Source organism: Pseudomonas sp. NBB (assembly GCF_032701105.1).
GTDB classification, from domain to species: domain Bacteria; phylum Pseudomonadota; class Gammaproteobacteria; order Pseudomonadales; family Pseudomonadaceae; genus Aquipseudomonas; species Aquipseudomonas asiatica.
Window position 1 is genome coordinate 2,420,784 of the sequence record NZ_CP103994.1, and the last position, 12,745, is coordinate 2,433,528.

The window sequence follows — 12,745 nt, forward strand, 5'->3', positions numbered from 1 at the left end:
CGCTCATCGGGCGTTTAATGCGATAATCGCATCATTGGTCCGGTTATCGCGGTAATCGGCTGTTTTTGCCCTGCTTGCGAGTCGAATAGATGAACACCCCCGCTATCCATCCCCGTGACCTGATCGCCGGCTTGCAGAAGGGCCTGGCGCTGATGCAGCTGTTCAGCGCCGAGCAGCCGCGCCTTAGCGTGCCGCAGGCGGCCAGGTTGTCCGGCCTTACCCCCAGTGCCGCGCGGCGGTTTCTGTTGACCTTGGTACACGAAGGGTTTGCCGAAACCGACAGCCGTGAGTACTGGCTTACGCCCAAGGCGCTGCGCCTTGGCCAGGCGTATGTGGACTCGGCGCAACTGCCGCGCATGCTGCGGCCGATCGTCGAGCAGGTGGCGCGGCAGACCCAGGAGCATGTGTCGGTAGGTACCCGTGATGGTGACGAGATCATCCACCTGGTACGCAGCCGCTACAGCCATGTGTCTTCGTTGTCGATCCGGCCGGGTTCGCGGGTGCCGATGTATTGCACTGCCGGTGGGCGTGTCTGGCTGGCCTGGCTGGATGAGGTGGAGCGGGATGCCTACTTTGCGCGTAACCCGCTGCGAGGGTTGACGCCTTATACGCAGACGGACCGGTTGCAGCTGGAGGCGGAGTTGCTGCGGGTGAAGGAGCAGGGGTTCTGTATCGTGGACCAGGAGTATGAAATCGGCATGCGCGTGCTGGGTGTGCCACTGTTGGACCGGGCTGGCCGGCTGAAAGCGACGTTGACCATCACCACCCATGCTTCGCGGTTGAGTGTGGATGAAATACGCTTGCGGTATCTGCCGACCCTGTACGAGGCCCAGGCGTTGTTGCGGCCGGTGCTGGATTGAGGTGTTAGGGTTTGGAGGCGTGTTGCCTTCTCGCGGGAAACTCGATCTCATAGAACTGAACATGATTCATTGAGCTAGCCGGGACCCTGTGGGAGCGGCTTCAGCCGCGAACACCGGCGCAGCCGGTGCCATGCACCGCGCTGGATTCTTCGCGGCTAAAGCCGCTCCCACAGGGTACGCGGACCGCTTGTGAATTCCGTTCTATACGTGACAGCGCAGCCCAAAGGGGTGGGAGCGGCCCAGGCCCTCGGCTTATCGCTCGATCTGGCGGTTCCAGCGCGCGTTCCATTCGGGGCGCTGGGTGTTGACCTGGTCCCAGTCGATGGTCACGGCAGTCTGCAGGTAGGTCTGCATGGCTTCGACCTGGCCACGGGTCTTGTCGCTGGTGGGGGTGTTGGGGTTGGACGGGATCTGGTCACCCAGCTCCAGTGCCGGCGACTGCGCCTCGGGGCTGAGCAGGAACTCGGCGAGCTTCTGCGCAAGTTCCGGCTGGTCGTTGTTGGCCGTGACGCATTCGGCCTGGTTGAGCACCACGGCACCTTCCTTGGGCGCGGCGTACTCCACCGGGATGCCTTTGAGCTTCAGCGCCGTCACCTGGGTGGGGGTGAGCGGGAACAGCGCGGCTTCGTCGGTTTGCACCATTTCCGAGAGCTTGGCCGAGTTGGGGATGTATTCCAGCACGTTCGGGCCCACGTTCTTCTGCCAGGCCGTGAAGCCCGGGTTGACATCGGTATCGCTACCGCCGTGCAGGCGGTTGTACATCAGGAAACCATGCAGGCCGAAGGTGGACGATGCCATCGACTGGAACACCACCTTGTCCTTGAAGCGCGGGTCAGCCAGGTCGTTCCACGAGGTGGGCGCCGCCCAGCCATTGGCTTTGAACAGGCGGCTGTTGTAGGCAAGCCCGGTCACGCCCAGGCTGACTGCGGCGGCCTTGTCCTTGATCAGGGCCTTTTCCGGCAACTGGGCCAAGGTCGGGTTGGGTTTGAGCGTGCTGCACAGGCCCATGCCGATGGCGCGGTACATGATGCCGTCATCCAGCACCATCACATGGATCGACGGCTTGTTCGGCGTGGCCTGGACCTTGGCCAGGATGTCGGCCGAGGTGCCGGGGACAATCACCACCTTCACGCCGTTGGCCTGCTCGAACTTTGGCAGGATATTGTCGCTGAACAGCCGTTCCATGGTGCCGCCGTTCATGCCCAGGTACAGCGTGGGTTGGGCCATGGCGGGCAGGCAGGCGAACAGGCCGGGCACGGTGCAGAACAGGGCGAGCAAACGTTGCTTGTGCGTCATGACAGGTTTTCCTTGTGGTGGTTGGGCTGAAAGCGGTTGATGGAAAAAGCCGCCAGGCTGAGTGCCGGCGCGCCGTGCAGGATGCATTGCGCCAACGCTTCACCGGCAGCCGGCCCTATCTGGAAGCCGGCACCGGCAAAGCCGAAACCATGCAGCAGGCCGGGCTGGTGCAGGCTGGGGCCGAGCACCGGTTCGTCATCGGGCAGGTAGCCTTCGGTGCCGCTCCAGGTGCGAATGGCCTGGGCGCCGGCCAGTGCCGGGTACAGCTCGGTGGCGTTGTGCAGGATGTCGAGCACTGCGGCCTGGCCCGGGCGTGCGGTGGTCGGGGTCAGGGCAAAACCGCGCCCGCCGCCCAGCACGCAGTTGCCACGCGCCACCTGGCGGGCATAGATGCCGCCGCCTTCGACCCCGGTGCTGGCGGTCATGAACAGCGGCAGCGGCTCGGTGACCAGCATGGCTGGGTGGGCCGCGGTCAGCGGCACCGGCTCGCCGAACCGCTCGGCCAATTGCGCCGACCAGGCGCCGGCGCAATTCAACAGCCAGGGCGCCTTGAAGCCTTGGCCGCTGCTGGTGTGTACGCTGAAGTGGTGGCCGTCGTGTCCCACCTCCAGCACCTTGCACTGTTCATGCACCTGGGCGCCGCTGCGCCTGGCCGCCTGGGCGAAGGCCGGTGACACCAGCCGTGGGTTGGCATGGCCGTCCTCGGGGCAGTACGAGGCGCCGACGGCGATATCGCCTACCCAGGGGAAGCGCTGGCGCAGTTCGCGTCGTTCAAACAGTTGCAGGCGAAGGTCAAAAGCCTGGGTACGCCGGGCATAGGCCTTCAAGGCATCGAAGTCGGTTTCGCTGCGGGCCAGCTTCAGGTGGCCGCTGCGGGCGTATTCGCCATCGATGCCGATCCATTCGCGCAGATTCCCCCAGATGGCATGGGCGCGCATCGACAACGGCAGCTGGGCCAACGAGCGGCCCTGGCGGCGCACACCGCCGTAGTTCACTCCGCTGGAATGCGAGCCGCAGAAGTCGCGTTCCAGCAATGCCACTTGCCGACCAGCGCGGGCCAGGGTCAAGGCCGCGCTGCTGCCGATGATGCCGCCGCCGACGATGATGGCGTCCACTTCGATCAGCTTCATGGTTTTATCTCCAGGCCAAAGGGCAGGGGCTTGACCGGTGCCTGGCCACGCAGGCGCCCTACCTGGTCAATGGCCCGACCGCTTTCGCAGGCGATCAACTCGGCGGCAGCTGCACCGCACACGCGGCCCTGGCAGCGGCCCATGCCGACTCGGCACATGGCCTTGACCCGGTTGATTTCCCAGTGCCCGGCACGCACGGTGGCGCGGATTTCCCCGGCGCTGATCTGCTCGCAGCGGCACACGGTGAGCTCGTCCGGGGCTTGCCGGGCCCACTGCTCGGGGAATGGAAAGGCCTGCTCCAGCCCCTGGCGGAAGCGCTGCAAGGTGGCCAGGCGCCTTTCCAGTTGCTGCTGGCGCTGCGGGTTGCCGGGCTTGCCAAGGTCGGCCAGCAGTGTCAGGGCGGCCAGTTCACCGCTCATCTCGGCACCGTCGGCACCGAGGATGCCGGTACCATCGCCCGCCAGGTACACGCCAGGGCTGGTGGCCCGGCCCTGGGCGTCACGTACCGGTAGCCAGGCGCGGTTGAGCACGCTCCAGGCGAATTGGCAACCCAGCAGGTCGGCCAGTTGGGTTTCACTGCGCAGGGCGTGGGCGAATGCCACGGCGTCGCACGGCAAGTCGTGTTGTTGGCCATTGTGCGACCAGCGCACACCGCTGGCACGTTGCTCGCCGTCGATACCCAGCAGGGTCACGCCTTGGTGCACCGGCACACCCTTGCGGGCCAGCCAGGCTCGGTAGTACAGGCCCTTGGCAAAGGTGCCCGGTTGTAGAAGCAGGCGTGGCAGGGCACGCACCTGGGCGCTGAACGGTGAGGTGTCGAGTACCGCGCTGACCGTGGCACCGGCCTTGGCGTACTGGTAGGCCACCAGGTACAGCAGCGGCCCGCTGCCGGCCAGCACCACCCGTTCACCGATCGCGCAGCCCTGGAACTTCAGGGCGATTTGCGCAGCGCCCAAGGTATAGACCCCAGGCAGGGTCCAGCCGGGTATCGGCAATACTCGGTCGGTGGCACCGGTGGCGACGATCACCCGGTCGAACGCCAGGCGGTCGGCCAGTTGGCCCTGTTGCAAGGTGTCCAGCACTTGCTGCTCGGCGTTCCATACCAGGGTGTCCGGGCGGTAGTCGACCTGCCCGCGCAGTTGCTCAAGGGTGGTGTGCACGGCTTGCGCTTTTCCTGCCTCGAAGCCGTACAAGGCTTTGGCCGAGCGGCGAAAATTGGCCGGCTGCTGGCGGTAGATCTGCCCGCCGCCGCGACTGGCTTCGTCCAGCAGCACCGGGCGCAGGCCGTGGGCTACGAGGGTTTGCGCGGCGCGGATGCCGGCCGGGCCGGCGCCGATGATCACGATCGCACTCATGGCTGGCGCCCCGGGTCGCGGGTCACGCACTGGCCCGATTCCAGAAAGGTCGAGCAGGCGCGTACCCGGCGGCCATCCTGCAGCCGTACCCAGCAGTCCTGGCAGGCGCCCATCAGGCAGAAGCCGGCGCGTGGTTCGGCGTTGAAGTCGCTGCCGCGCAGGTGCCCGGCATTGGTCAGGATGGCAGTCAGCAGGGTATCGCCGCTCATGCCTTTGGCCGGTTGGCCGTCGAGCAGGAAAGGCACAGGCTCGCGGTCGTGTTCGGCCACGCGCTTGAACAGGGGCATGGGAGCATTCCTTGTCATTGCTTGCCCACCAGCACGCGGTCCAGGCCATATACGCGGTCCAGGGCGACCATGGTCAGGGCGGTGACGGCGATAACCAGCGCCGAGACGGCGGCCATCATCGGGTCGATGGATTCGGTGGCGTATACGTACATGCGCACTGGCAGGGTCTGGGTGGCAGGCGAGGTGACGAAGATCGACAGGGTCACTTCGTCGAAGCTGTTGATGAAGGCCAGCAGCCAGCCGCCGGCTACACCGGGCAGGATCATCGGCAGGGTGACCTTGCAGAACAGCGTGACCCGGCCAGCGCCCAGGCTTTGCGCAGCCTGCTCGGCACTGCGATCGATTCCGATGGCTGCAGCCAGTACCAGGCGTAGCACGTAGGGGGTAATCACCACGACATGGGCGAACACCAGCCAGGCGAAGCTGCCATTGACCCCCAGCAGGGCGAACAGCCGCAGCAAGGCCACACCCAGCACCAGGTGCGGGATGATGATCGGCGATAGCAGCAGGCCGTTGAGAAAGCCTTGGCCGGGGAAGCTGTAGCGGGTGATCGCCAGGCCCGCCGGCACGGCGATCAGAGTGGCCAGCGTGGCAGCCAGGGCCGCGAGTTTCAGGCTGTTGTAGAACGCATCGAGGAAATCGGCACGCTCGAACACGGCGCTGAACCAGCGCAGCGAGAAGCCGGCGGTGGGCAGGCTGAGGGTGTTTTCCGGGGTGAATGCCACCAGGCACACCACCACCAGCGGGGCGAGCATGAACAGCATCACCAGGGCGTGAAAGGACAGGGCCAGCGGGCCGTTACGGGTCATCGGTTCAGACTCCAAGTGCGCGTTTGTAGCGGCGTTCGACCAGCCGGTTCCAGCTGAGCATCACCAGCAGGTTGATCAGCAGCAGGGCCACGGCGATGGTGGCACCCATCGGCCAGTTCAGTTCGGCCAGGTACTGGTCGTAGATCATGGTGGCGACCATCTTCAGCCGGCGCCCGCCCAGCAGGCCGGGGATGGCGAACGAACTGGCGGCCAGGCCGAACACGATCAGCGTGCCTGACAGCACGCCGGGCATGATCTGTGGCAGCACGATGCGGCGGAACACCGTCCACTGGCTGGCACCCAGTGACAGCGCGGCTTGCTCGGCAGCCGGGTCGAGCTTCTGCAGCGAGGTCCACACCGGGATGATCATGAACGGCAGCATCACGTGGACCAGGCCGATGATCACTGCAAAGGGCGTATACAGCAGCTTCACCGGCTGGCCGCCGAGGGCAGTGATGCCCTGGTTGACCAGGCCGTCGGCGCCCAGCAGCAGGCTCCAGCCGAAGGCCCGCACTACCACCGAAATCAGCAGCGGGGTCAGCACCAGGATCAGGAAGATCGAGCGCCACGGCGCGCCCATGCGGCTGAGCACCAAGGCCTCGGGGATGCCGATCAGCACGCAAAGCAGGGTGACCAGGGCGCTGATCCAGAAGGTGCGGAAGAAGATCTCGTAGTAGTAGGTGTCGGTCACCAGGCTCAGGTAATGGCCGAGGGTGTACTGGCCGGCCTGGATGCCGCTGCTGTAGTCGAACGCGTTGAACGACAGCAGCACGGTCAGCCCCAGTGGCACCACCAGCAAGGCCAGGAACAACAGCAGCGCCGGGCTGCTGAGGCCGTAGCCCCAGGCGCTGCTGCGCAGCTTTGCCGCGCTCATGCCGCCACCTCGCCAGCGTTCAGTACCCGCAGCAGGGCATCGTTCCAGTCCAGGCCGACCTGTGTGCCTTCATCCAGCGGTGTGTTGCCGTCGTTGGCACGCACCACGGCCAGGTTGCCCAGAGCAGTGTCGACCCGATACAGCCACTGGCTGCCGAGGAAGTAGCGGCAGCTGATGCGGCCTGCGAGCCTGCCGCTACCGGCCGGGCCGAGGCTGATTTTTTCCGGGCGCAGGCTGAGGGTCAGCGGGCCCTGGGCATTCGCCTGCGGTTGCCCGCCGGGGCCGGTTACGCCGCGCAGGCGGTTGGCCTTGCCGACAAAATCGGAAATGAAGGGCGTACCCGGGTGTTCGTAGAGGCGGTAGGGGTCATCTACCTGGGTAATGCGCCCGGCCTCCATCACCACCACCCGGTCGCTGATCGACAAGGCCTCGGCCTGGTCGTGGGTGACCATCAAGGTGGTAATGCCGACCTCGTTCTGGATGCGACAGATCTCGAACTGCATTTCTTCACGCAGGTGGGCGTCCAGGTTGGACAGCGGTTCGTCCAGTAGCAGCACCGGCGGTTCGATCACCAGTGCGCGGGCCAGGGCCACCCGCTGACGCTGGCCGCCGGAGAGTTCGCGCGGGTAGCGCTCGGCATGCTTGTCCAGGCGCACCAGCGCCAGGGACTGGTCGACCCGGCGGGCGATGTCGGCGTTGGCCACCTTGCGCATGCGCAGGCCGAAGGCGACGTTGTCGCGCACGGTCATGTGCGGGAACAGCGCGTAGCTCTGGAACACCACGCCCAGGCCTCGGCTGGCCGGCTTGGCGTGGGTGATGTCGCGGCCGTCGAGGACAATGCGGCCGCTGGTGACCTCGACGAAGCCGGCAATCATTTGCAGGGTGGTGGTCTTGCCGCAGCCCGAAGGGCCAAGCAGGGAGACGAACTCGCCTTTCTCGATGGCCAGTGACGAGCTGGCCACTGCCTCCGTGGCGCCATAGCGCTTGCAAAGCTTGTCGATCAACAGAAAGGTCATGGCTGTGCTCCATCGCAAACGGAACCGGGGTCAACCGGCAGTTTCAGGGTGGGCAGAGCGCCAGCGGCGAAAAGCAATGCTTTTACGGACGTTGGCGCTCGCTTCTGTGGCGGCGGCCGATGTTGTGATATCGCCCTATGGACCGGAGAGTAGGGCAATGATTAGGATGGCGACAAAGGGTAATTTCACTGGGTGATAGCTATTTTGAAATTATTCCACTGAATGGAATTTTTAAGGGTTTGACGAAAAATGGATTCCGATAAACGAAATGTGCAGGCCAAGGAAGTAGGTGTCGGTGCGGTGTCGCGTTTGTTCGCCGTGTTGCGTGCGCTGGGAGAATGCGGCGGCGAGGGCGAGAAGGTCAGCCAGCTGGCGCAGCGGGTTGGCCTGGCGCAACCCACAACCCACCGCCTGCTGCGCAGCCTGATTGAAGAAGGCATGGTCGACCAGTGCGAGACCAGCAAGCGCTACCGGCTGAGCCTGGATTTTTTTGCCCTGGCGGCCAAGGCCGGGCAAGCCGGCAACCTGCGTGATGTGGTGCGCCCCAGCCTGCTGCGGCTGTCGGCCTCGTTGGGCGATTCGCTGTTCCTGCTGGCGCGCTCGGGGTTCGATGCGGTGTGCCTGGACCGCAGCGAAGGGCCATACCCGATTCGTACCTTCACCGGTGATATCGGCGGCCGTGTGGCCTTGGGGGTGGGGCAGGGCAGCCTGGCAATCCTGGCCTTCCTGCCGGAGGAGGAGCGCGACGAGGTGATCCGCTACAACCTGCCGCGGCTGAAGGATTTCCACCATTACGACGAAGTCATGCTGCGCGCCGAAATCGACAATGTGCGCAGCCTCGGCTATGCCGGGCGCAATACCGGAGTGCTCGATGGCATGGCCGGCCTGGCGGTGCCGATCCTCGATCGTAACGGCTATGCGGTGGCGGCCCTGAGCGTGGCGACCATCAGCGACCGCCTGGGGCCCAACCGCATGCCGACCGTGGTGGCGCTGCTCAAGCGCGAGGCGACGGCGATTGGCGAACGGGTCAACCCGTTTGACCCGGTGCTGCGCCGGCCTTCGCACGTGTTTGGTTGAGGGCCAGGATTGAGCTCAGTCCATCGTCGCGATGGAAACTGATGGAGGTCGACGCATGGCACCGGCTTTGCCGGTGTTCGCCGGGCCCGCTCCCATACAGGCCTACTCCATCGCCTCGGCCACACCCTGGTCCTCACCCAGGAACCCGCCGCTCTGGTGCTGCCACAACCGCGCATAAGTACCGTTCTTCGCCAGCAGTTCCGCATGGGTGCCTTGCTCGATGATGCGCCCTTCATCCATCACGATCAGCCGGTCCATGGCGGCAATCGTCGACAACCGGTGGGCGATGGCGATGACGGTCTTGCCTTGCATCATTTCATCCAGGCTCTCCTGAATGGCCACTTCCACTTCCGAGTCCAGCGCACTCGTGGCTTCGTCCAGCAGCAGGATCGGCGCGTTCTTCAACATCACTCGGGCAATGGCGATGCGTTGGCGCTGGCCACCAGACAGCTTGATGCCGCGCTCTCCCACCAGGGTGTCGTAACCCGTGTTGCCCTGGCGGTCGCTGAGCTGGCTGATGAAACCATCGGCCTGGGCATTGGCCGCAGCGGCGCGGATCTGCGCTTCGGTGGCATCGGGGCGGCCATAGGCGATGTTGTCGCGAATCGAGCGGTGCAGCAGCGAGGTGTCCTGGGTGACCATGCCGATCGCCGCGCGCAGGCTGTCCTGAGTGACCTTGGCCACGTTCTGCCCGTCGATGCGGATTTCACCACGGTCCACGTCGTAGAAGCGCAGCAGCAGGTTGATCAAGGTGGACTTGCCGGCGCCGGAGCGGCCGACCAGGCCGACTTTTTCGCCCGGGCGAATGTGCAGGCTCAGGTCGTTGAGCACCTGACGCTCGCCGTTGTAGTTGAAGCTGACCTTGTCAAAACTCACCGCGCCCCCTGTGGTTACCAGCTCCACAGCATCCGGCGCATCCTTTACCTTGGGGCCGCGGGTGAGGGTGGCCATACCGTCCTGCACGGTGCCGATGTTTTCGAACAGCGAGGTTATCTCCCACATGATCCAGTGCGACATGCCGTTGATACGCAAGGCCATGGCGGTGATCGCCGCCACCGCCCCGGTACCGACCTGGCCCTGGTGCCACAGCCACAGCGCATAGCCACCGGCAGCGATGATCAAGCCCACCACCAGCGCCTGGTTGACGATTTCGAACTGGCTGACCAGACGCATCTGGCGAAAGCCGGTCTGCTTGAAGTCCTCCATGGCCGCGCGCGCGAAGTGCGCTTCGCGGTTGGCGTGCGAGAACAGCTTCACCGTGGTGATGTTGGTGTAGGCGTCGGACACCCGCCCGGTCATCGACGATCGCGCATTGGCCTGCTCCTGGCCGACCTTGCCCAGGCGTGGCACGAAATACAGCATGGTCAGGCCGAACAGTACGACCCAGGCAATGAATGGCAGCATGAGTTTCAGGGCAAAGCCACCGGCCAAGGCAATGATCGCGATGAAGTACACCCCGATCCCGGGCAGGATCTCGATGATGGTGAACAACACATCGCGTACCGCCAGTGCCGTCTGCATCACCTTGGTGGTGACCCGACCGGAAAACTCGTCAGAAAAGAACGACAGGCTCTGGCGTAGCATCAGCCGGTGAAAGTCCCAGCGCAGCCGCAGCGGCAAGTTGATCGCCAGCACCTGGTGCTGAACCATGGTGCGCAGCGCCACCAACCCGATGCTGACCAGCAGGACGATGCCGATACCCCACAGCACCCGGGTTTCTTCGGGGCCGACGGTACCGCCGGCCTGCCAGGCCGAGAGCAGGTCCACGACCTGGCCGAGAAAGGCGAACAGCCAGGCTTCGTAGATCGATACCCCGGCACTGAGCAGCGCAAGCGCCAGGATGTAGCCGCGTGCGCCCCGGGTGCAGGCCCACATGAAGCGCAACAGGCCAACCGGTGGCGGTGGTACCTCATCAGGTGGGAAGGGATCGAGCCAGCGCTCAAAGATGCGAAGCATGCTTGTCTCCGGAAAATCAATTCTTGCCTGGCCGGTGACCATGACACGCAGCGATATGTCCGCTGTCGCCATGGCAGGCTTGGGCTGCAATGCAGCCCCAGTCAAGCCGGCAACCTTAACTGACAGACACTGACCCAACGGTCGTTGTTAACAAAACTTTGCAAATTATTACATTTCTGTCTGATTTCATTTTGCCTTGGTGCTGTAGGGGTACCCGCAACGAGTCGGGCCTGCAGGGAACGGTCAGCGCCGTGCCGACAACTGCTGCGGTGCCCAAAAAGCATCATGGAAGTAATTGCGTACAGCCTGCATCGCCGGGCTGAACGCCCGTTCCCGGTGCCAGGCCAGCCCAACGCTCATCGGTGTCACCGGGTCGCTGATGGTCACCGTCTCGATACGCTTGCCCTCCAGCGACCAGGGCCGGTGCACCAGGTCCGACAGGATCGCTACACCGCTGCCATTGGCAACCATGCTGCGCACGGCCTCCACCGAACTGGTCCGCACCCGCACTTTCGGCCGCTGCCCGGCCTGTTCCCAATAGCGCATGGCGCTTTGCTCGGCCTCATCCACGGTCAGCAGGATGAACGGCTCGCAGGCCACATCGGCCAGGCTTACCGCCGAGCGCTCGCACAGCGGATGGTTGCCAGGCAGCCACAGGCGGCGTTCGGAGTTGAACAGGGTTTCCGAGACGATGTCCGGGTGGGTGAGGTTGGCGGTGAGTACTACTGCCATGTCGAAACGACCCTCCAGCAACCCTTGCTCGATGGCGCTGCGCTCCTGCTCGTACAGCTCCAAGGTCACATCCGGATGCCAGTGCTCCAGCCGCTGCAGGTGATGGGGCAGGAAGTAGCCGATCACCGTGTAGCTTGCCGCCAGGCGCAGCAGGCCACTGGCGCGCACGTCCGGCAGCGGGCTGTTCAACGCATCGTCCACGCTACGCAGGATCACGTAGGCGCGGTTGAGGAAGTGCCGGCCAGCCTCGGTCAGGCTCATGCCCTGCGCCGAGCGCTGGAACAGCAGCACGCCGAGCATCGCCTCCAGCTCCTTGATCGCCGTGGTCACTGCAGACTGGGAAATGTTCAGGTGGATTGCCGCCTGGGAAATCTGGCCGATCTCGGCGGTGGCGACGAAATAGCGGACCTGGCGCAGGGTCAGTGACACGATAGCTCCCGGGGTATCTGATTTTCAGAAGACACCCTATCTGTTTATAGATCTTCCCAAGGGGGTGCGGAGAATCTAACGTGGCTTGCATGCAGTCACAAGCGCCAGGAGAGACAGTCATGCAGGTGGTGGATTTCAACTCGGACATGGGTGAGGGCTTTGGCCCGTGGACGATTGGCGACGGCGTCGACAACGAGCTGATGGGCTACATCAGCACGGCCAACATCGCCACCGGCTTCCATGCTGGTGACCCCGGCACCATGCGCCGTACCGTCGAGCGGGCCAAGGCCCTGGGCGTCGCAGTGGGGGCGCACCCCGGGTTCCGCGACCTGGTCGGCTTTGGTCGCCGGCACATCAATGCCCCGGCCCAGGAACTGGTCGACGACATGCTCTACCAGCTCGGCGCCCTGCGTGAAATTGCCCGCGCCCAGGGCGTGCGCCTGCAGCACATCAAGCCGCACGGTGCCCTGTACATGCATCTGGCACGTGACGAAGAAGCTGCACGGCTGCTGGTGGAGAACCTGCGAGTGATCGAGCCGGAGCTGCTGCTGTACTGCATGCCGGGTTCGGTGATCTGCCGCATCGCCCAGGAGCTTGGCCAGCCGGTCATTCGCGAGTTCTACGCCGACCGCGAGTACGACCTGAGCGGTTCGATCGTGTTCACCCGCAATGTGCGGGGCTACGAACCTGGAGCGGTCGCTGAACGGGTGTTGCGGGCTTGCCAGCAAGGCGTGGTGCGCACGGTCGAGGGCCAGGACCTGGCCATCGAATTCGATTCCATCTGCCTGCACAGCGACACCCCGGGGGCGCTCGACCTGGTCGAGGCCACGCGCAAGGCGCTGGACGCTGCCGGTATCGTGGTGCGTGCGCCACGCTGAATCCGTGGGGCATCCGGCAGGTATACGCCGGAGCCCGTGCAATTTG

Annotated in this window: 12 protein-coding genes; 3 read left to right on the forward strand and 9 right to left on the reverse strand. The window is 64.8% G+C overall.

Features of this window, described 5'->3' with window-relative positions; all coding sequences use genetic code 11:
* Positions 1-89 precede the first annotated feature (89 nt).
* Positions 90-860, forward strand: a complete 771-nt coding sequence (locus tag NY023_RS11230; protein WP_013972111.1) for an IclR family transcriptional regulator C-terminal domain-containing protein — start codon at positions 90-92, stop codon at positions 858-860.
* A gap of 252 nt (positions 861-1,112) precedes the next feature.
* Here the strand turns inward: NY023_RS11230 and NY023_RS11235 are convergent, their stop codons facing one another.
* Genes NY023_RS11235 through NY023_RS11265 form a run of 7 tightly spaced genes read right to left on the reverse strand, consistent with a single transcriptional unit; the run spans position 1,113 to position 7,627 of the window.
* The gene (locus NY023_RS11235) at positions 1,113-2,156 is read right to left on the reverse strand and encodes an ABC transporter substrate-binding protein (RefSeq protein ID WP_013972112.1); all 1,044 of its coding nucleotides are present in this window, start codon (positions 2,154-2,156) and stop codon (positions 1,113-1,115) included.
* Positions 2,153-3,286 carry an NAD(P)/FAD-dependent oxidoreductase gene (locus NY023_RS11240; RefSeq protein ID WP_013972113.1) on the reverse strand — a complete coding sequence of 378 codons (1,134 nt, stop codon included), beginning with the start codon at positions 3,284-3,286 and terminating at the stop codon, positions 2,153-2,155. Before NY023_RS11240 ends, NY023_RS11235 begins: the two co-directional genes overlap by 4 nt.
* Positions 3,283-4,641, reverse strand: a complete 1,359-nt coding sequence (locus tag NY023_RS11245; RefSeq protein ID WP_013972114.1) for an NAD(P)/FAD-dependent oxidoreductase — start codon at positions 4,639-4,641, stop codon at positions 3,283-3,285. The genes NY023_RS11240 and NY023_RS11245 overlap by 4 nt, the downstream gene beginning before the upstream one ends.
* Positions 4,638-4,928: a (2Fe-2S)-binding protein gene (locus NY023_RS11250; RefSeq protein ID WP_013972115.1), complete on the reverse strand. Its 291-nt coding sequence runs from the start codon at positions 4,926-4,928 to the stop codon at positions 4,638-4,640. The genes NY023_RS11245 and NY023_RS11250 overlap by 4 nt, the downstream gene beginning before the upstream one ends.
* Before the next feature lie 14 nt (positions 4,929-4,942).
* The gene (locus tag NY023_RS11255) at positions 4,943-5,737 is read right to left on the reverse strand and encodes an ABC transporter permease (protein ID WP_013972116.1); all 795 of its coding nucleotides are present in this window, start codon (positions 5,735-5,737) and stop codon (positions 4,943-4,945) included.
* Between the two features lie 4 nt (positions 5,738-5,741).
* Entirely contained in the window at positions 5,742-6,611 is an 870-nt protein-coding gene (locus NY023_RS11260; protein WP_013972117.1) for an ABC transporter permease, read from the reverse strand.
* The gene (locus NY023_RS11265; RefSeq protein WP_013972118.1) at positions 6,608-7,627 is read right to left on the reverse strand and encodes an ABC transporter ATP-binding protein; all 1,020 of its coding nucleotides are present in this window, start codon (positions 7,625-7,627) and stop codon (positions 6,608-6,610) included. The genes NY023_RS11260 and NY023_RS11265 overlap by 4 nt, the downstream gene beginning before the upstream one ends.
* Before the next feature lie 249 nt (positions 7,628-7,876).
* On the opposite strand from NY023_RS11265, the gene NY023_RS11270 reads away from it, so the two are divergent.
* Positions 7,877-8,704, forward strand: coding sequence for an IclR family transcriptional regulator (locus NY023_RS11270; RefSeq protein ID WP_023661551.1), 828 nt, complete (start codon positions 7,877-7,879; stop codon positions 8,702-8,704).
* 102 nt (positions 8,705-8,806) lie between these two features.
* Here NY023_RS11270 and NY023_RS11275 read toward each other — a convergent pair whose 3' ends face one another.
* Complete coding sequence (locus NY023_RS11275) at positions 8,807-10,660, reverse strand: ABC transporter ATP-binding protein (protein ID WP_044046964.1); 1,854 nt, start codon at positions 10,658-10,660, stop codon at positions 8,807-8,809.
* Between the two features lie 243 nt (positions 10,661-10,903).
* Entirely contained in the window at positions 10,904-11,821 is a 918-nt protein-coding gene (locus NY023_RS11280) for a LysR family transcriptional regulator (RefSeq protein ID WP_013972121.1), read from the reverse strand.
* A 119-nt stretch (positions 11,822-11,940) separates the two neighbouring features.
* On the opposite strand from NY023_RS11280, the gene NY023_RS11285 reads away from it, so the two are divergent.
* Positions 11,941-12,699, forward strand: a complete 759-nt coding sequence (locus NY023_RS11285) for a 5-oxoprolinase subunit PxpA (RefSeq protein WP_013972122.1) — start codon at positions 11,941-11,943, stop codon at positions 12,697-12,699.
* Positions 12,700-12,745 lie beyond the last annotated feature (46 nt).

Bases quoted from the DNA above. Each gene is read 5' to 3' on its own strand.
- NY023_RS11285 (WP_013972122.1), top strand. From the start codon at position 11,941: ATGCAGGTGGTGGATTTCAACTCGGACATGGGTGAGGGCTTTGGCCCG.
- NY023_RS11260 (WP_013972117.1), bottom strand. From the start codon at position 6,611: ATGAGCGCGGCAAAGCTGCGCAGCAGCGCCTGGGGCTACGGCCTCAGC.
- NY023_RS11240 (WP_013972113.1), bottom strand. From the start codon at position 3,286: ATGAAGCTGATCGAAGTGGACGCCATCATCGTCGGCGGCGGCATCATC.
- NY023_RS11250 (WP_013972115.1), bottom strand. From the start codon at position 4,928: ATGCCCCTGTTCAAGCGCGTGGCCGAACACGACCGCGAGCCTGTGCCT.
- NY023_RS11235 (WP_013972112.1), bottom strand. From the start codon at position 2,156: ATGACGCACAAGCAACGTTTGCTCGCCCTGTTCTGCACCGTGCCCGGC.
- NY023_RS11265 (WP_013972118.1), bottom strand. From the start codon at position 7,627: ATGACCTTTCTGTTGATCGACAAGCTTTGCAAGCGCTATGGCGCCACG.
- NY023_RS11245 (WP_013972114.1), bottom strand. From the start codon at position 4,641: ATGAGTGCGATCGTGATCATCGGCGCCGGCCCGGCCGGCATCCGCGCC.
- NY023_RS11270 (WP_023661551.1), top strand. From the start codon at position 7,877: ATGGATTCCGATAAACGAAATGTGCAGGCCAAGGAAGTAGGTGTCGGT.
- NY023_RS11275 (WP_044046964.1), bottom strand. From the start codon at position 10,660: ATGCTTCGCATCTTTGAGCGCTGGCTCGATCCCTTCCCACCTGATGAG.
- NY023_RS11230 (WP_013972111.1), top strand. From the start codon at position 90: ATGAACACCCCCGCTATCCATCCCCGTGACCTGATCGCCGGCTTGCAG.
- NY023_RS11255 (WP_013972116.1), bottom strand. From the start codon at position 5,737: ATGACCCGTAACGGCCCGCTGGCCCTGTCCTTTCACGCCCTGGTGATG.